Raw genomic sequence first — 18,493 nt, forward strand, 5'->3', positions numbered from 1 at the left:
CCCGCGCAAGTCCCTGTCGGGAGCTGCTGTTGCGAATTCGATTTGGCGGATCGGGGATCACCTCAACCCGCCTTGAGCGCAACCGGAAACCAGCCGTTTTATGGCAGTGGGGCGCCGTCATTGGCGCCCCTGTTTCCTGGCTTGCGTTACTTCTTTTTGCGGCGGTTGGCGACGTGAATCGCGCCACCGGCAACGGCCAGGGCCGCTTCGTGCACGGACTCGGACAGAGTCGGATGCGCAAAGCAGGTCAAGGCCAGATCTTCGGCGCTGGAGCCAAACTCCATGGCAATCACGCCCTGAGCGACAATCTCTGACGCCTGGGGACCGACCACATGAAAACCGAGAATACGGTCTGTTTTCGCATCAGCGATGATCTTGACCAGTCCAGAAGCCGAGTTGGCAGCCATGGCCCGACCGTTCGCAGCAAACGGGAAGGTGCCGACGTTGTAGTCCTCACCTTCGGCCTTGAGCTGTTCTTCGGTCATGCCTACCCAAGCCACTTCCGGCGCAGTGTAGATGACGTTCGGAATGCAATCGTAATTGACCTGAGGCTTGTGCCCGGCAATACGCTCCGCAACCATCACGCCCTCTTCAGAGGCCTTGTGTGCCAGCATCGGGCCACGAACAACGTCACCGACCGCCCAGACGCCCGGCGCTTCGGTCTTGCAGTTGTCATCGACAAAGATGAAACCACGCTCATCCATCTGAACGCCCGCGTCCTCGGACAGCAGGTTGTCGGTGTAGGGACGACGACCAACCGCGACAATCAACTTGTCAAACTTGGCCTCGTGCTTCCCCTTGGAATCTTCGTAGGTCACGTTTACCAGCTTACGCTTGACCTCGGCACCCGTCATCCGGGCACCCATGACGATGTCCAGCCCCTGCTTCTTGAACTGCTTCATCGCGTCCTTGGCGACCTGCTGATCAACGGCAGGCAGGAAGGTGTCCTGGGCTTCCAGGACCGTTACCTCGGAACCCAGGCGCGCCCAGACACTGCCCAGTTCCAAGCCGATCACGCCAGCACCAATCACACCCAGGCGCTTCGGCACTTCGGTAAATTCCAGCGCGCCCTCGGAGTCGACGATGTACTCGCCGTCGAACGGCGCAGGCGGAATCTGGATCGGCTTGGAGCCGGATGCCAGGATGACGTTCTCAGCCTCATAAGTCGTGGCCTTGCCATCCTTGTCGGTAACCTCAACCTTGCGGTTGGCCAGCAGTTTGCCGTGACCGTGGATGGACGTAACGCCATTGGCCTTGAACAGACCGGCAATACCGCCGGTAAGCTGCTTAACGATGCCGCTCTTGCGCTCCATCATCTTCGCGATGTCCATTTTGACATCCTTGGCGATGATGCCCTGCATCTCGTAATCGTGGGTGGTCTCCTCAAACTTGTGAGAAATCTCCAGCAGCGCCTTCGAGGGAATACAGCCCACGTTCAGACAGGTGCCACCAAGCACCTGGCTCTTGCCATCGGTCGATGTCCATGATTCAACACAAGCTGTTTTCAGGCCCAGCTGAGCGGCCTTGATGGCGGCCACATAACCACCCGGGCCCGCGCCAATGACAATTACGTCGTACTTATCAGACATATTTGATCCCGTTTTCTGATTCGTTAAGTGTCAGCTCAGACGTCCAGCAGAATACGCGCCGGGTCCTCAAGCATTTCCTTAATAGCTACAAGGAACTGCACCGCTTCCTTACCATCGATCATCCGGTGGTCATAGGACAGCGCCAGATACATCATCGGCAAGATTTCCACCTTGCCATTGACCGCCATCGGGCGTTCCTGGATCTTGTGCATGCCCAGAATCGCCGTCTGCGGCGGATTCAGGATAGGCGTTGAAATCAGGGAGCCAAAAATACCGCCATTGGTGATCGTGAAGGTACCGCCGGTCATCTCTTCAATGCCCAGCTTGCCCTCTTTCGCCTTGGTGCCGTACTCAACAATCTTCTTCTCGATATCTGCGAGTCCCATGGCGTCGGAGTCGCGGAGAACCGGAACCACCAGCCCTCGGTCCGTGGATACTGCGACACCGATATCCTGGTATCCGTGGTAGACCATATCGTTGCCGTCGATAGAGGCGTTCACGGCCGGGAAACGCTTAAGAGCCTCGGTTGCGGCCTTGGTAAAGAAGGACATGAAGCCAAGCTTGATGCCATGGCGCTTTTCGAAGCTTTCCTTATACTGCTTGCGCAACTCCATGATCGGCGCCATGTTCACCTCGTTAAAGGTGGTCAGCATGGCAGCGCTTTGCTGGGCATTCACCAGACGCTTGGCAATGCTTGCACGCAGACGAGTCATCGGTACGCGCTTCTCAGGACGCTCACCAGAGGCCACGTTTACTTCGGGCATCTGCGCAGCCGGCTGCGGTGCAGCAGAACCGCCAGACGGCTTGTTGTCGACGTGGTTCTGCACGTCTTCCTTGGTGACCCGACCGTCTTTCCCGGTGCCCTTGATGGCATTGGGATCGATATTGTTTTCCTCAGCCAGCTTGCGTGCCGCGGGGCTCAGGATGGCATCACCGGACGCCGCTGCTTCAGCTTTCGGGGCTTCGGCTGCTGGTGCTTCTTCCTTTTTGGTCTCGGCAGGCTTGGACTCGCCCGCAGCCCCTTCCTTGAATTTGCCGATGACTTCACCGCTCTCGACTGTATCGCCTTCGCCCTTGACGATCTCCTCGATCACGCCGTCTGCCGGGGCAACAACTTCCAGTACAACCTTATCGGTTTCAATATCGACAATCAGTTCATCACGTGAACAGGCTTCGCCCGGCTGCTTGTGCCAGGTCGCAACGGTACCTTCTGCGACCGACTCCGGGAAAACGGGGGCTTTAATCTCAGTTGACATTACGGATCCTTAGTTCGGTAGCTCGTCAGATTTCAAACGCGTCGTTTACCAGCTTCTTCTGCTCTTCGATGTGGACAGACATGTGTCCACAAGCGGGAGCAGCCGAGGCATCGCGACCAGCATACTGGAGGTACAGTTTTGGATTCAGGCGCTGAAGCGCATTTCTCATGTGATGCTGGCTTGGATACCAGGCACCCTGGTTCATGGGCTCTTCCTGGCACCACACCACATTTTTGAGTTTGGTGTACTGGCCGATAAGTGCGTCCAGATCGTCCCCGGGGAACGGATACAGCTGCTCGATGCGCAGAATGGCCACATCCTCTCGCTCATCCGTTTTCTTCTTCTCCAGCAGGTCGAAGTACACCTTGCCACTGCACATGATCAGGCGGGTGACCTTCTTGGGATCGGAAGGTTCCTTCTCCGGCAGTACCGTCTGGAATGTGCCCGAGGTCAGGTCATCAAGATCGGACGTCGCCTCTTTGTGACGCAGCAGACTCTTCGGAGTGATCGCCACCAGTGGCTTGCGCAGCGGGCGCTTCACCTGACGACGCAGCATATGGAAAACCTGGGACGGCGTCGTGGGTACGCACACCTGAATATTGTGCTCGGCGCACAATTGCAGGAAACGCTCCAGACGGGCCGAACTGTGCTCCGGTCCCTGCCCTTCGTAGCCGTGAGGCAGCAGCAGAGTCAGACCACACAGACGACCCCACTTATGTTCGCCACTGGTCAGGAACTGATCGATAACGACCTGGGCACCGTTGGCGAAATCACCGAACTGGGCTTCCCAGACAATGAGGCCGCTCGGAGCCGTGGTGGCATACCCGTACTCGAACGCCATTACCGCTTCTTCGGACAGCAGCGAATCGTAGATTTCAAATTTCGGCTGGTCGTCGGACAGTTCCTCAAGAGCAATGTGCGTCGAGCCGCCCTTCTGGTTATGCAGCACCGCGTGGCGATGGGAGAACGTACCCCGCCCTACGTCCTGTCCGGTAATCCGGATCGGATGGCCTTCGTCCAGCAAAGTGGCGTACGCCATGACTTCACCGTAGCCCCAGTTGATCGGCAGAGCCCCGGCCGTCATCTTCTCTCGATCAGAGACGATCTTGGAAACCTGCCGCTGAATGCTGAACCCTTCCGGAACAGAGGTCAGCTTCTTGCCGAGCCTCTGGATCGTTTTCAGGCTGACGCTGGACTTACACTTGGCTGTCCACTCGTGACCCAGGTACGGCGTCCAGTCAACGTAGAGCTCCTTGTTCGGCTCCTTGACCAGGGATTTGACCACGTGCTCGCCGTCATCCAGCGCGTCACGGTAATCGTTTTCCATCTGCTTGCCTTCTTCCTCGGTGATCACACCGGCGGCAACCAGTTGCTCGGCATACAGGTTTCGGGTGGTCTTGAGCTTGCGGATTTTTTCGTACATCACCGGCTGGGTTGCTGCCGGCTCATCCGCCTCGTTGTGGCCGCGGCGGCGGTAGCACACCAGGTCAATAACCACGTCGTTCTTGAATTCGTTGCGATAGTCCATCGCCATCTGGGTGGCGAACATCACCGCGTCCGGATCGTCGGCGTTAACGTGCAGGATCGGCGCCTGGACCATCTTGGCCACGTCGGTGCAATACTCGGTGGAGCGAGCGTCTTCCTGTTTGCTGGTGGTGAAACCAACCTGGTTATTGATGACGATATGGATGGTGCCGCCTACACCGTAGCCCCGGGTCTGGGACATCTGGAAGGTTTCCATCACCACACCCTGCCCGGCGAACGCTGCGTCACCGTGCATGATGATCGGCACGACTTGGGTACCATCGTTGTCATTCCGGCGGGTCTGACGGGCACGAACCGACCCCTCAACCACCGGCGACACGATTTCGAGGTGCGACGGGTTGAATGCCATGGCCAGGTGCACTTCACCGCCCGGCGTCATCACGTTCGAAGAGAAACCCTGATGATATTTCACGTCACCGGACCCGGAATCGGCCAGCTTCTTGCCTTCAAATTCGTCAAACAGTTCTTTGGGGTTCTTGCCGAGCGTATTCACCAGCACGTTGAGGCGACCACGGTGCGCCATACCCAGAACGATTTCCTTGGCGCCATAATAGCCGGCACGCTGAATCAGCTCATCCAGACAGGGGATCAGACTCTCAGCACCCTCGAGACCAAAACGCTTGACGCCCGGATAGCGCGAACCCAGGTACTTCTCCAGACCTTCTGCAGCAGTCAGACGCTCAAGGATATGCTTGCGGGTTTTCGCCTCATAGTCCGGGCGGGAGCGGACGGGCTCCATACGTTGCTGAAACCACCGCTTGATTCGAGTATCGACGACGTGCATGTACTCAGCACCGATGCTCTCGCAATAGGTGCGGCGCAAACCGTCAACGATGTCTCCGAGCTTCATCGCCTCGGAGCCAAAATTCAGGGACCCGGTCTGGAACTCGAGATCATTGTCTGAATCCGAAAGCTCATGAAACGCGGGATCCAGATCTTCTACCTGTGGACGTTGCCAGACACCAAGCGGATCCAGCTTCGCTTCCTGGTGACCACGGAAACGGTAAGCGTTGATCAACTGAAGAACACGAATCTGCTTCTTGTCGGCGTCAGTCGTCACACTGGCGGGAACCCCACCACTGGCCAGAAAACGCTGATTACGGGAGATATGTTCAAACTGTTGGCGGATGGAAGAATGGTCAACATCACGACCATGATAGCCGTCTACACTGGGAAGCTTGTCGAAATAGCTCCGCCACTCTTCGGGGACGGCATTGGGGTCTGTCAGGTAGGTTTCAAAAAGCTGTTCAACATAGGCAAGATTTCCACCCTGCAGGTGGGAAGTCTGCCATAACTGCTCCATGATGCTTTCGTGCATTTTGAATAGCTCACCTTGGGCTGGTGCGGGGGAGCCCGATATGGTCGGCCAGGGGTAATTCTCAGTCAATACGGGTTTTTACGGGATCGACTATGGCCACCACACCCGACGTGGATGTTTTCCTTTCCCCGGTGGTTGTTTACTCAGCAAACCATGAGACAACCTTCTAAGCTCTCGTCACGGCATGCGTAGTGTGCACCCGGGTAAGACTTTTGAATATAAGCCTTTGGTTGAAGGCCCTGCGCCGTTGCAGGGCCTTCGAGGTGCATAACCTGGTCAGAACAGTATAGCGTTTTCGCTCAAACCTGCTGTTTATGTAGCCCGTTGCAGCAGGAGATTCCGAATGTGGCCGATCGCCCTTGTGGGGTTCAGGCCTTTTGGACAGACGCTTACGCAGTTCATTATACCCCGGCAGCGGAATACGCTGAACGGGTCATCCAGGTTTGCCAGACGCTCGGCCTGGGCGGTATCCCGGCTGTCAGCAAGGAAGCGATAGGCCTGCAGCAGGCCGGCAGGACCGATAAACTTGTCCGGATTCCACCAGAAAGACGGGCAGGACGTCGAACAGCAGGCACAGAGAATACACTCGTACAGGCCATCCAGCTTTTCCCGGTCTTCAGGTGATTGCAGCCGCTCGATCGCCGGTGCGGGCTTGTTGTTCACCAGGTAAGGCATGACTTTCTCATACTGCTGGTAGAACAGACTCAAATCCACAACCAGATCCCGAATAACCGGCAAACCCGGCAGCGGACGCAGGACCAGCTTGTCACCCTTGACCACTTGGGACACCGGCGTAATACAGGCCAGGCCATTTTTGCCGTTCATGTTCATGCCGTCAGAGCCACAAACACCCTCACGGCAGGACCGACGGTAGGCAACGGACGGATCCTTCTCCTTCATCAGGTTCAGGACGTCCAGGACCATCAGATCCTTGCCTTCCGGAAGCTCAACATCAACGTCCTGCATGTAAGGGGCGTTATCGGTTTCCGGGTTATAACGATAAAGGCTTACCAACATTGTCTGCGTCCCCCTTAGTAAGTCCGGATCTTCGGCTGGAAGGTGTCAACGGTCTTGGGCGCGAAGTTTACAGCACGCTTGCCAACACGCTTGTCCAGCGGGAAATAGAGAGAGTGCTTGAGCCAGTTTTCGTCATCACGCTCGGTGAAGTCGTTACGGGCGTGGGCACCGCGGCTTTCCTTGCGCTCATACGCGGAAATCGCGGTAGCCAGAGCAACCTCGTACAGGTTATCCAATTCGAGCGCCTCAATACGTGCGGTGTTGAAGGCGCTGCTGGTGTCGGCCAACTTGGTGTTGCGAACGCGCTCTCCAATGGCCTCCAGCTTCTTGAGACCTTCTTCCATGCTGTCGCCATCCCGGAATACACCGAAGTAGAGCTGCATGCAGCTCTGAAGATCCTTCCGGACCTCGGCCACACTCTCGCCCTCAGAGGCACTGTTCAGACGATCCAGACGCGCCATGGCACGCTTGATATCCTCTTCGCTGGCATCGTCCACTTCGAAACCGCCCCGCAGCTGCTCTTCGATGTGCAGGCCGGCCGCGCGGCCGAAGACAACCAGGTCGAGGAGCGAGTTACCGCCCAGACGGTTGGCACCGTGAACGGACACGCAGGCCGCCTCACCACAGGCAAACAGACCCGGGATCGGCTTGTCATTTCCACTCTCGTCCTGGGTCAGCGCCTGACCACCGACGTTGGTCGGAATCCCGCCCATCATGTAGTGGCAGGTCGGAACCACGGGAATCGGCTCTTTTACCGGATCCACGTGCGCAAAGGTGCGCGACAGCTCACAGATGCCCGGCAGACGCAGGTTCAGAGTTTCTTCGCCAAGGTGATCCAGCTTCAGCAGAACGTGATCCTTGTCGGGACCGCAACCACGACCTTCCAGAATCTCGATAACCATGGAGCGAGCCACAACATCACGGCCGGCGAGATCTTTGGCGTTGGGCGCGTAGCGCTCCATGAAACGCTCGCCCTCGGCGTTGATGAGGTAACCGCCCTCACCCCGACAGCCTTCTGTAACCAGCGTACCAGCGCCGTGGATACCGGTGGGATGGAACTGCCACATTTCCATGTCCTGCATCGGGAACCCGGCACGCAGGGCCATACCGATGCCATCACCGGTGTTGATCAGGGCGTTGGTTGTGGATGAATAAATGCGACCAGCACCTCCAGTGGCGAGGACGGTGGCCTTGCACTTGATATAGGCCACTTCGCCGGTCTCAATTTCGATGGCCACGACGCCAACAACTTCGTCCTTGCTGTTTTTGACCAGATCGACGGCATACCATTCATTCAGGAAGGTGGTACCTCCCTTGAGGTTTGCCTGGTAAAGGGTGTGCAGCAGTGCGTGACCGGTGCGGTCAGCAGCAGCGCAGGTACGGGCCGCCTGCGTCGGATTGTCCGGCCCCTTGGACTGACCACCAAACGGGCGCTGGTAGATGCGGCCCTGCTCGGTGCGGGAGAACGGCAGCCCCATGTGCTCGAGCTCAAACACCGCTTGCGGGCCAACGGAACACATGTACTCGATCGCGTCCTGGTCACCAATGTAGTCAGACCCCTTGACGGTGTCGTACATGTGCCAGCGCCAATCATCGTTCGGATCCGCACTGGCGATCGCACAGGTGATGCCACCCTGCGCAGAGACAGTGTGGGAACGAGTCGGAAAAACTTTCGTGATACAAGCAGTATTGACGCCGGATTCGGTCAACTGCAGGGCGGCACGCATACCGGCACCGCCACCACCGATAACAATCGCGTCATAAGACATGGTCTTGATGTTAGCCATCGATTAAAGCCCCCAAAGAATCTGAATACCCCAGACGACATAGACGAACATGGTCACACCACACGCCGCCTGCACGATAAACCTGGGCCCCATGGCCTTGATGTAGTCAGTGGTCACCGTCCAGAGACCCACCCAGGCGTGCGCACCAATTGAAAGAAGCGCCATCAGGGTGAAAATGCGGAACCAGGTCTGACCAAACAGAGCAGACCAGGTTTCATAGTCGACATCAGTGGTCAACATGAACCCGAGTAGAAATATTGTATACAAAGCAAGTACGTAGGCGGTTACCCGCTGGATCAGCCAGTCAAAAACACCGCTGCGACCCAGATTCGTGACGCTGTTTACGCTGCCCATACCCAGACTCCTGCCAGAACGATGAGAATGACGGAAACCACAATCGTGATCTTTGCGGCGAGGCGGCCGCTTTCCAGCTCTTCACCAATGCCCATATCCATGAGCAGGTGCTTGATACCTGCAACCAGGTGGTACAACAGAGCAGACAAGATGCCCCAGATAATCAGCTTGGCAAAGAAGCTGTCCAGCAGTTCATTCACACGGCTGAAGCCCGCTTCCCCGGACAGGGAAAGCTGAAGTCCGTAAAGCATGAACGCAACACCAACAAAAATGATGATGCCACTGATGCGATGCAGAATGGACGTGATGGCTGGCAGCGGAAAATGAAACTTGCCGAGATCGAGATTTACTGGTCGTTTGCTATTCACAGCGCTCTCACACTCTCTCTTGATTCCGCGATACCGGAACACCGGCTGCGGATAGTTGGTATGTAAGGATCAGCGTGCTGATACGAGACCGGCACACGATTGGCTCAGGAGGAAGGACTATACGCTCGAAACCCTGCACACAGGTGGCACAGGAGAAAGGTATATCCCCGATTCCGGGCTACGGATTATAAGGAGTACCCCCGGCAATTACAAACGCGCAACGTGGCTCGACCCACGGAATTCAGGGGCTTGGGACATCTATAAGGACTATTGACAACAGCTATTCCGGCCTGTCTTCACGGTTATTCGGGATATCACTGATTTACAGAGACCCTCAAAAACTGGGTTTTCCGGACTCTTCCATTGACAAAAAAAGCCAACGCCCTATATTTTGCCGCCAGTTTTGCGATAATACGCGCCTTCTAGCGCATCTATAAATGCAGATAAAGCTGACAAGCTGACATATAGGAGAGCACCATGACCGACAGGAAAGCCACGCTCTCGGTGGGTGATAAGTCCATTGAGTTACCTGTATATTCCGGCACCGTCGGCCCTGACGTTATCGACGTACGAGGCCTGGTCCAGGAAGGCGTTTTTACGTACGACCCAGGGTTCGTATCCACAGCAGCCTGCGAATCGGCCATTACCTACATTGATGGTGCAAACGGCGTTCTCCTGCACCGCGGCTACCCGATTGAACAGCTTGCCGAGCACTCCGACTACCTTGAAGTCTGTTACCTGCTGCTGAAAGGCGAGCTGCCGACTCCCGAAGAAAACAAGCAGTTCCACGACACCATCAAGAACCACACGATGCTGCACGACCAGATGCGGAACTTCTTTCAAGGTTTCCGTCGTGACGCACACCCCATGGCCATAATGTGCGGCGTGGTCGGTGCCCTGTCCGCCTTCTACCACGATCAGATGGACGTCACCAGCGAGCATCAAAGGGACATTACTGCACATCGCCTGATTGCCAAGATGCCGACGATCGCAGCCTGGTGCTACAAGTACAGCATTGGCCAGCCGTTTATGTATCCACGGAATGATCTGTCGTACTCTGAAAACTTCCTTCAGATGATGTTTGGCGTGCCCTGCGAGGAATACAAGCCAAACCCGATCCTGGCCAAGGCCATGGACAAGATCTTCATCCTTCACGCTGACCACGAGCAGAACGCATCGACGTCCACAGTTCGCCTGGCCGGCTCTACCGGCGCCAATCCGTACGCATGCATTGCATCCGGCATTGCCGCACTCTGGGGCCCGGCACACGGCGGTGCAAACGAAGCGGTTCTGGATATGCTCGCGGAGATTGGCGACGAATCCAACATTGAAAAGTTCATTGCCAAGGCCAAGGACAAGGACGATCCGTTCCGCCTGATGGGCTTCGGCCACAGGGTTTACAAGAACTTCGACCCGCGCGCCAAGGTGATGGCCGAGACGGCTCACGAGGTTCTGACCGAGCTAGGCCTGGAAAACGATCCGCTTCTGAGGATCGCCCAGCGTCTTGAGAAGATTGCCCTCGAAGACGAGTACTTCGTGCAGCGCAAACTGTACCCGAACGTGGACTTCTATTCCGGCCTGATTCTTAAAGCCATTGGAATCCCGACCTCCATGTTCACCGTAATCTTCGCCCTGTCTCGCACCATCGGCTGGTTCTCCCACTGGAACGAGATGGTTAGCGGCAATTACCGCATTGGCCGTCCGCGCCAGCTTTACACCGGCTCCGACGCACGGGACTACCCGAAGAAGTAAGCCCGGTGCACGATCGACAGAGCAATCTCAAAAAGGCCGCTGAATTCAGCGGCCTTTTTTCGTGGTACCCCCTACACTAAAGTTCTACCCGAGCAGACAGCGCGGCTGTGATAACTTCGAATCACAATAACCGAATCACGACTTCAGGAGTCCACTATGACAACCACTGCAACTTTTATTGGCCTTGGGGTAATGGGTTACCCGATGGCCGGGCACCTCGCCAGAGCCGGCATCACTGTCAAAGTCTGGAACCGGACACATGCCAAGGCCGAGCAATGGGCACAGGAATACCCCGGTACAGCCTACAAGACAATTGCCGAAGCAGTGGAAGACGCAGATTTTGTCATGACCTGCGTGGGCGCTGACAAGGATCTGATTGAGGTCTTTGAAGGGGATGGGGGCATCATTGCCAACGCGCCGCAGGGTGCCATCCTGGTTGATCACACCACTGCATCGGCCGGCATTGCGGAACGACTGGCGGAGGCTGCCGGACACAGGAAGCAAGGGTTCATTGATGCCCCGGTATCCGGCGGCCAACAGGGTGCGGAGAACGGCAAGCTGACGGTAATGTGCGGTGGCACCGAGACCGATTTCGAAAAGGCCCTGCCGCTGATCGATCATTACGCCCGTGCCGTCAATCTGCTGGGCCCTGCGGGCAGCGGCCAGAAAACCAAGATGGTCAATCAGATTGCTATTGCCGGGCTGGTTCAGGGCCTCTCAGAAGCGCTGCATTTTGCCGAGCAGGCAAAGCTGGATGTCCGCAAAGTGGTGGATGTAATTTCAAAAGGAGCGGCACAATCCTGGCAGATGGAAAACCGCTCAGGCACGATGATCGACGGAGAGTTTAATCATGGCTTTGCGGTCGACTGGATGCGCAAGGATCTCGGCATCTGCCTGGAAGAAGCCCGAAAGGTCAACGCCTCATTGCCCGTCACAGCCCTTGTTGACCAGTTTTACGGCGATGTTCAGGAAATGGGCGGACGCCGCTGGGACACGTCGTCGCTGATTCAAAGACTGCGAAAATTCCGCTAATATCGACAAAAAAGGGGGCAAATGCCCCCTTTTCCCGACAATTGCACCCTATTTCTCTTTGGGCTGCCACTTGCCGTTAACGTACCATGCCGACCACCCTGTCGCCTTGCCATCCTTTTCCGACATGACGTACTGCTCTTTGGTTTTGCGGCTGTAGCGAATAACCGTCGGATTGCCCTCCGGATCCGCCTCCGGCGCATCCATAAGAAAATCATATTTCGGATCGATTTCCTTCCGGTGCGGCTTTATCTCTTTTACCAGCGGCGGGCGAGTCTCCCGGTTCTTCGGGAATTTGCTGGCCGCCAGGAACAGACCGGACGCCCCATCACGCAACACGTACGTGTCGTCGACTTTCTGGCACTGCAACTCAGGCATCGGGACCGGATCCATTTTGGGCGGTGCCGGCTCGCCATTCTTGAGCAACTTGCGGGTATTCTTGCACTCAGTGTTGATGCATCCGAAATACTTGCCGAAACGCCCGGTTTTGAGCTGCATCTCGGAACCGCACTTATCACACTCAAGCGTGGGACCATCATAGCCCTTGATACGGAACGTGCCCTGCTCCACTTCGTAGCCCGAACAGTCCGGATTATTACCGCAGACATGCAGTTTCCGCTTCTCATCAATCAGATAGCTGTCCATTGCCGTCCCACACTTGGGGCAACGACGCTTCTTCCGCAACAGCCGGGTTTCACCCTCGCCTTCGACGTCGTCGTCAGCACTGACGACTTCATCTCCCGAGACCAGATTGATTGTAGTCTTGCATCGCTCCTTCGGCGGCAACGAATACCCCGAGCACCCCAGGAAAACGCCGGTACTGGCCACCCGAATCTGCATGTTTCGACCGCAGCTTGGGCACGGAATGTCCGTTTCCGTTGGCGTATTGGCACGCATGCCATCGCCCTCGGAACCTTCGGCTGTTTCGAGCTGCTGGCGGAATCGACCGTAGAAATCATTGAGGACTTTTTTCCACTCAACATCGCCCTCGGCAATTTCGTCCAGTTCATCTTCCATTCTGGCCGTGAAATCAAAATCCATAAGATTCGGAAACGACTCGGACAAGCGCTCCGTGACGATCTCACCCATTTTCTCGGCGTAGAAACGTCGGTTCTGGAGCCTCACATAGCCACGGTCCTGAATGGTGGAAATGATCGACGCATAGGTCGACGGCCGGCCAATACCCTGTTTTTCAAGCTCCTTGACCAAGCTTGCCTCAGTGTAGCGCGGTGCCGGCTTGGTGAAATGCTGACTGGGATCCAGCTGCTTCATCTCCAGCACTTCGTCGACCTGAATGTCGGGCAAAGCCACGTCTTCGTCTTTCTTGGCCGCCTGCGGGGCTGCCTTCAGGAAACCATCGAACTTGATGATCCGGCCACGCGTGCGCAGCTCGTAATCGCCATTGGCCACCACAATCGAGGTGCTCAGGAACTCTGCATCGGACATCTGGCAGGCAATGAACTGCCGCCATATCAGGTCATAGAGCTTCTCAGCGTCTTTCTCAAGCCCCCCAATGTCAGAGGGGCGGCGACTAACTTCTGTCGGGCGGATGGCCTCGTGGGCCTCCTGAGCGCCCTCCTTGCTGCCATACACCCGTGGCTTCTCGGGCAGATAACGCTCCCCGAACTGCTTTTTGATGTAATCCCGGCAACCGGCAACGGCGTCCTGGCTCAGATTCGTGGAATCCGTACGCATGTAGGTAATGAAACCGGCTTCGTACAGGCGCTGCGCCAGCATCATGGTCTTTTTGACGCTGAACCCCATACGGTTGCTCGCTGCCTGCTGGAGCGTAGAGGTAATAAAGGGTGCGGAAGGCCTTGATTTGGTCGGCTTGTCCTCGCGCTTGGCAACCTTGAAGGTGCCACCTTTGAGGCGCTCAACGTGCTCGTTGCTCTGCTTTTCGTTAACCGGCCGATAGGGTTTGTCGGCATGCCGGGTAACTTCGAACCGTACCGGCTGCTCAGCCTGCTTTGATGCGAGGCTCGCGTGCAGCTGCCAGAATTCTTCCGGTACAAACTTCCGGATCTCGCGTTCCCGCTCAACGATCAGACGCACTGCGACTGACTGAACCCGGCCGGCCGACAGGCCTCGGGCAATTTTGGCCCAGAGCAACGGCGAGACCATATAGCCGACAACGCGATCAAGGAATCGACGCGCCTGCTGAGCATTCACCCGATTGTTATCCAGCGAGCCCGGATCATTGAACGCTTCCTGGATGGCGCGCTTGGTAATCTCGTTGAAGACCACCCGACGGTACTTCTCCGGTTCGCCTCCAATCGTTTGCTGGAGGTGCCAGGCAATCGCCTCCCCTTCGCGGTCCAAATCCGTCGCGAGATAGATGTGATCGGCGGATTTCGCCAAGCGCTTGAGTTCGCTGACGACCTTTTCCTTACCGGGGAGTATCTCGTATCGGGCGTCCCAGTTCTTGTCGGGATCGACCCCCATTCGCGCCACCAGTTGCTCTCTGGCCTTGCGTTTTTTATGGGCGGCTTTTTCTTCCGGATTCATCTTGCGGGTGAGTGCCGCCTGTCTGGCACGTTCTTTGGGATCGGACTGGGACCCGCTGCCACTGACTGGAAGATCACGGATGTGCCCTACACTGGACTTTACGATGAAATCGGAGCCCAGGTATTTGTTGATGGTCTTCGCTTTCGCTGGTGACTCGACAATTACGAGACTTTTACCCATATCGGAGATCTGTATCCTTGGCGATAAATCGGTCAATAAATCAGCAAACCGTAAACTCGCTGTAAAATCAGTCGGCTAGAAAACAAACACATGCCGCCATTTTGTATAGGCTCACTGTTTTACAGGGTCAAGAATAGCAAGACAACCCATTCTTTGGTTTCTGCCCTGCTTTTTTATAAAACCGGAACTGCCGTAAGCCCACCGGAAACAGAAAGGCCCGGCGTGCTGCCGGGCCTTCTGCGAGTGCGTTACCAATCCTCCTCAGAGAATCAGAGACGCTCCCATACGGTCGCAATACCCTGACCAAGACCGATACACATGGTGGAAACACCAAGCTTACCGCCTTTGGCCTGCATTACGTTCAGCAGGGTTGTGGAAATACGTGCGCCAGAACAGCCCAGTGGATGGCCCAGGGCAATAGCGCCGCCGTTCAGGTTCACTTTCTCTTCCATCACACCCAGCAGTTTCAGGTCCTTCAGAACCGGAAGCGACTGGCCAGCGAACGCTTCGTTCAGTTCCCAGAAGTCGATGTCTTCGACTTTCAGGCCTGCGCGCTTCAGCGCCTTCTTCGTCGCCGGTACCGGGCCGTAACCCATGATCGCGGGATCACAACCGGCAACCGCCATGCTGCGAATCTTCGCGATTGGCTTGAGCCCGAGGGCCTCGGCACGCTCTGCCGACATCAGCACCATCGCAGCGGCGCCGTCAGTCAGCTGGGACGAAGTACCCGCAGTTACGGTACCGTTCTTCGGATCGAAGGCCGGACGCAACTGACCCAGGGACTCAACGGTGGTTTCCGGGCGAATGGTTTCGTCCTGTTCGATCAGCACCTTGAAGCCATTTTCGTCGTGGCCCTCGATGGGGACGATTTCGTTCTTGAAGCGGCCTTCAACAGTCGCTTCGTGGGCCAGGCGATGAGAACGGGCGCCAAATTCGTCCTGCTGCTCACGGGTAATGCCATGCATCTTGGCCAGCATTTCTGCAGTCAGGCCCATCATGTTGGATGCCTTGGCAGAGTACTTTGATGCTGCCGGGTTGTGGTCAAAGCCTTCGGTCATAGGTACGTGCCCCATGTGCTCGACGCCACCCACCAGGAACATGTCACCGTTGCCGGTCTGAATTGCCTGGGCCGCGGTATGGATGGCCGACATGGCGGAACCACACAGACGGTTAACGGTCTGGGCTGCAGACTCGTGAGGGATACGGGTCAGCAGGGAAATCTGCCGGGCCACGTTAAAGCCCTGCTCCTTGGTCTGGTTCACACAGCCCCAGATCACATCTTCAACTTCTTTCGGGTCGAGCTTCGGGTTGCGCTCGAACAGTGCTTCAATCAGCGCAGCCGACAGGGTCTCTGCGCGCACGTTCCGGAAGCAACCATTCTTGGCACGACCCATCGGAGTCCGCACGCAATCGACGACGACAACGTCTCTCGGATTAAGGCTCATAGATCTTTCTCCGTTCGGAAATCTCGTTCAGGGTTAGCCAAAGAACTTTTTGCCAGTCTTGGCCATTTCACGCAGCTTGTCGGTCGGGTGGTACAGAGGACCGAGGTCTGCATACTTGTCTGCCAGCTCGACGAACTTGTCTACACCCATGTCGTCGATATAGCGCAGGGCACCACCACGGAACGGCGGGAAGCCGATACCGAAGATCAGGCCCATATCCGCGTCCGCCGGATCCTCAACGATGCCGTCTTCCAGGCAGCGCACGGTTTCCAGGCACAGCGGAATCATCATCCGGGCAATGATGTCTTCCTCATCAAAGTCCTTCTGACCCTGAACCACAGGCTCAATCAGCTTGTAGGTTTCTTCGTCTACAACCTTCTTGGGCTTGCCTTTCTTGTCGGTTTCGTACTTGTAGAAACCCTTGTCGTTCTTCTGGCCATAACGCTCGTTCTCGTACATCACATCAATTGCGGACTTGTTCTCGTCCTTCATGCGATCCGGGAAGCCTTCAGCCATTACTTCGTTAGCATGCTTGGCAGTGTCCATGCCGACCACGTCCAGCAGGTATGCCGGCCCCATCGGCCAGCCAAACTTTTCCATAACCCTGTCGACTTTCTGGAAGTCGGCACCGTCACGAACCAGGCCGGCAAAACCACCGAAGTACGGGAACAGTACACGGTTTACCAGGAAGCCCGGGCAGTCGTTGACGACGATCGGAGTCTTGCCCATGGCCTTGGCATAGGCGACGGTGGTCGCAATGGCACGATCACTGGTCTTCTTGCCGCGAATAACCTCAACCAGCGGCATCATATGCACCGGGTTAAAGAAGTGCATGCCACAGAAGTTTTCCGGACGCTTCAGGTTCTTGGCCAGCAGGTCGATGGAAATGGTGGAGGTGTTGGAGGTCAGGATCGCGTCCTCGCGAACCGCATCTTCGGTCTCGCGCAGAACCGCATCCTTTACCTTCGGGTTCTCGACAACGGCCTCAACCACCAGGTCAACGTTCTTGAAGTCGCCATAGTTCAGAGTTGGCGTGATGCTGTTCAGCACGTCCGCCATCTTGCTGGCATCCATCTTACCCTTGGATACTCGCTTGGCGAGAAGCTTCTTGGCCTCTTCCAGGCCAAGCTTGATGCCGTCCTGGTTGATGTCCTTCATGATGATCGGGGTGCCCTTGAGCGCCGACTGGAAAGCGACGCCGCCGCCCATGATGCCTGCACCCAGTACTGCCGCCAGGTTGACATCATTGGCTTCTTTTTCCCACGCCTTGGCTTTCTTCTTGAGTTCCTGATCATTCAGGAACAGGCCAACCAGGCATGCAGCCACGTTGGTCTTGGCCATCTTGGCAAAGCCTTTGGCTTCGACCTCGATGGCCTTGTCGCGAGTCAGGCCCGCATGCTTCTGCATGACCTTGATGGCCTCAACCGGAGCCGGGTAGTTCTTACCGGCCTTGCCAGCGACAAACGCCTTGGAGATCTCGAACGCCATCATACTTTCCATAGCGTTCAGCTTGATCTTGCCTTTCTTTTCGTCCCGACGGGCCTGGTTGTCGAGCTTGCCTTCGTTGCACTGATTAATGATCGCAACGGCAGCGTCGACCAGCTTGTCGGATTCAACAACCGCGTCAACTGCGCCAACTTTGAGGGCCGCGTCAGCGCGGTTTTCGGTGCCACCGCTGATCCATTCAACCGCATTATCAACGCCAACCAGACGGGACAGACGGACGGTACCACCAAAGCCAGGGAAAATGCCCAGCTTGACTTCCGGCAGTCCAACTTTCGCCTTCTTGTCCATGACGCGGTAATCGGTGGCCAGGCACATTTCAAAACCGCCGCCCAGTGCCATGCCGTTAATGGCCGTCACGGTCGGGAACGGAAGGTCTTCGACCTGATTGAAAACTTCGTTGGCCTTCAGGTTGTTGGCTACCAGATCCTCTTCCGAGCCGGCAAACAGCTCGGTGAATTCGGTAATGTCGGCGCCAACAATAAAGCTGTCCTTAGAGCTGGTGATTACCAGTCCCTTGAGGTTCTTCTGCGCTTTGATTGCGTCAGTAGCGGCACCCAGCTCTTCGATAGTGAGACGGTTGAACTTGTTTACTGACTCGCCCTGCAAGTCAAAGTTCAACTGAGCGATCCCGCCTTCGATCTCTTTAACCGTGATGGCTTTACCTTCGTAAATCATCAACTGATCTCCAGTCTGTGTTTGGAACTGCTTCCAGCCACCCGACCGTCCCTCAACCCGGCGATCGTAATGGCTGTTTGTGCAGCGAGATTTCGGTCACTGCCCGATCATTCGATCCAAAATTCATACAGTCGTTTGAATCGTGAGGGCACACGATGAAAAAA

At 56.4% G+C, this 18,493-nt stretch carries 12 protein-coding genes; 2 read left to right on the forward strand and 10 right to left on the reverse strand.

Features of this window, described 5'->3' with window-relative positions:
* Nucleotides 1–146 precede the first annotated feature (146 nt).
* The 7 genes from lpdA to sdhC form a co-directional block, all read right to left on the reverse strand.
* Entirely contained in the window at nt 147–1,589 is a 1,443-nt protein-coding gene (gene lpdA, locus QQF73_RS10700) for a dihydrolipoyl dehydrogenase (RefSeq protein ID WP_219865479.1), read from the reverse strand.
* 35 nt (nt 1,590–1,624) lie between these two features.
* Nucleotides 1,625–2,845 (reverse strand): 2-oxoglutarate dehydrogenase complex dihydrolipoyllysine-residue succinyltransferase, encoded by a 1,221-nt coding sequence (gene odhB / locus QQF73_RS10705; RefSeq protein ID WP_219865478.1) that lies wholly within the window; start codon nt 2,843–2,845, stop codon nt 1,625–1,627.
* A gap of 25 nt (nt 2,846–2,870) precedes the next feature.
* Nucleotides 2,871–5,708 (reverse strand): 2-oxoglutarate dehydrogenase E1 component, encoded by a 2,838-nt coding sequence (locus QQF73_RS10710; protein WP_219865477.1) that lies wholly within the window; start codon nt 5,706–5,708, stop codon nt 2,871–2,873.
* Nucleotides 5,709–6,020: 312 nt separating this feature from the next.
* Nucleotides 6,021–6,725: a succinate dehydrogenase iron-sulfur subunit gene (locus tag QQF73_RS10715; RefSeq protein ID WP_219865476.1), complete on the reverse strand. Its 705-nt coding sequence runs from the start codon at nt 6,723–6,725 to the stop codon at nt 6,021–6,023.
* 14 nt (nt 6,726–6,739) lie between these two features.
* Nucleotides 6,740–8,512 (reverse strand): succinate dehydrogenase flavoprotein subunit, encoded by a 1,773-nt coding sequence (gene sdhA, locus QQF73_RS10720; protein WP_219865475.1) that lies wholly within the window; start codon nt 8,510–8,512, stop codon nt 6,740–6,742.
* 3 nt (nt 8,513–8,515) lie between these two features.
* On the reverse strand, nt 8,516–8,866 hold the full coding sequence (sdhD, locus tag QQF73_RS10725) for a succinate dehydrogenase, hydrophobic membrane anchor protein (RefSeq protein WP_219865474.1): 351 nt from the start codon (nt 8,864–8,866) through the stop codon (nt 8,516–8,518).
* Nucleotides 8,854–9,234, reverse strand: coding sequence for a succinate dehydrogenase, cytochrome b556 subunit (sdhC, locus tag QQF73_RS10730; protein WP_219865473.1), 381 nt, complete (start codon nt 9,232–9,234; stop codon nt 8,854–8,856). The genes sdhD and sdhC overlap by 13 nt, the downstream gene beginning before the upstream one ends.
* Before the next feature lie 477 nt (nt 9,235–9,711).
* Between sdhC and gltA the strand changes: the two genes are divergently transcribed.
* Nucleotides 9,712–10,986 (forward strand): citrate synthase, encoded by a 1,275-nt coding sequence (gene gltA, locus QQF73_RS10735; protein ID WP_219865472.1) that lies wholly within the window; start codon nt 9,712–9,714, stop codon nt 10,984–10,986.
* A 156-nt stretch (nt 10,987–11,142) separates the two neighbouring features.
* Complete coding sequence (locus tag QQF73_RS10740; protein WP_285368195.1) at nt 11,143–12,018, forward strand: NAD(P)-dependent oxidoreductase; 876 nt, start codon at nt 11,143–11,145, stop codon at nt 12,016–12,018.
* Nucleotides 12,019–12,066: 48 nt separating this feature from the next.
* Here QQF73_RS10740 and topA read toward each other — a convergent pair whose 3' ends face one another.
* The 3 genes from topA to fadB form a co-directional block, all read right to left on the reverse strand.
* Nucleotides 12,067–14,703 (reverse strand): type I DNA topoisomerase, encoded by a 2,637-nt coding sequence (gene topA, locus QQF73_RS10745; RefSeq protein WP_285368196.1) that lies wholly within the window; start codon nt 14,701–14,703, stop codon nt 12,067–12,069.
* A gap of 269 nt (nt 14,704–14,972) precedes the next feature.
* Complete coding sequence (gene fadA / locus QQF73_RS10750) at nt 14,973–16,148, reverse strand: acetyl-CoA C-acyltransferase FadA (RefSeq protein WP_219865469.1); 1,176 nt, start codon at nt 16,146–16,148, stop codon at nt 14,973–14,975.
* 33 nt (nt 16,149–16,181) lie between these two features.
* On the reverse strand, nt 16,182–18,329 hold the full coding sequence (gene fadB / locus QQF73_RS10755) for a fatty acid oxidation complex subunit alpha FadB (protein ID WP_285368197.1): 2,148 nt from the start codon (nt 18,327–18,329) through the stop codon (nt 16,182–16,184).
* Nucleotides 18,330–18,493: the final 164 nt, after the last annotated feature.

Origin of the sequence: Marinobacter albus (assembly GCF_030238305.1) — a bacterium.
Classification (GTDB): domain Bacteria; phylum Pseudomonadota; class Gammaproteobacteria; order Pseudomonadales; family Oleiphilaceae; genus Marinobacter; species Marinobacter albus.

Excerpts from the sequence above, each read along its gene's own strand:
- QQF73_RS10740 (WP_285368195.1), top strand. The coding sequence starts at position 11,143 with ATGACAACCACTGCAACTTTTATTGGCCTTGGGGTAATGGGTTACCCG.
- sdhD (WP_219865474.1), bottom strand. The coding sequence starts at position 8,866 with ATGGGCAGCGTAAACAGCGTCACGAATCTGGGTCGCAGCGGTGTTTTT.
- fadB (WP_285368197.1), bottom strand. The coding sequence starts at position 18,329 with ATGATTTACGAAGGTAAAGCCATCACGGTTAAAGAGATCGAAGGCGGG.
- lpdA (WP_219865479.1), bottom strand. The coding sequence starts at position 1,589 with ATGTCTGATAAGTACGACGTAATTGTCATTGGCGCGGGCCCGGGTGGT.
- QQF73_RS10710 (WP_219865477.1), bottom strand. The coding sequence starts at position 5,708 with ATGCACGAAAGCATCATGGAGCAGTTATGGCAGACTTCCCACCTGCAG.
- topA (WP_285368196.1), bottom strand. The coding sequence starts at position 14,703 with ATGGGTAAAAGTCTCGTAATTGTCGAGTCACCAGCGAAAGCGAAGACC.
- odhB (WP_219865478.1), bottom strand. The coding sequence starts at position 2,845 with ATGTCAACTGAGATTAAAGCCCCCGTTTTCCCGGAGTCGGTCGCAGAA.
- fadA (WP_219865469.1), bottom strand. The coding sequence starts at position 16,148 with ATGAGCCTTAATCCGAGAGACGTTGTCGTCGTCGATTGCGTGCGGACT.
- QQF73_RS10715 (WP_219865476.1), bottom strand. The coding sequence starts at position 6,725 with ATGTTGGTAAGCCTTTATCGTTATAACCCGGAAACCGATAACGCCCCT.
- sdhA (WP_219865475.1), bottom strand. The coding sequence starts at position 8,512 with ATGGCTAACATCAAGACCATGTCTTATGACGCGATTGTTATCGGTGGT.
- gltA (WP_219865472.1), top strand. The coding sequence starts at position 9,712 with ATGACCGACAGGAAAGCCACGCTCTCGGTGGGTGATAAGTCCATTGAG.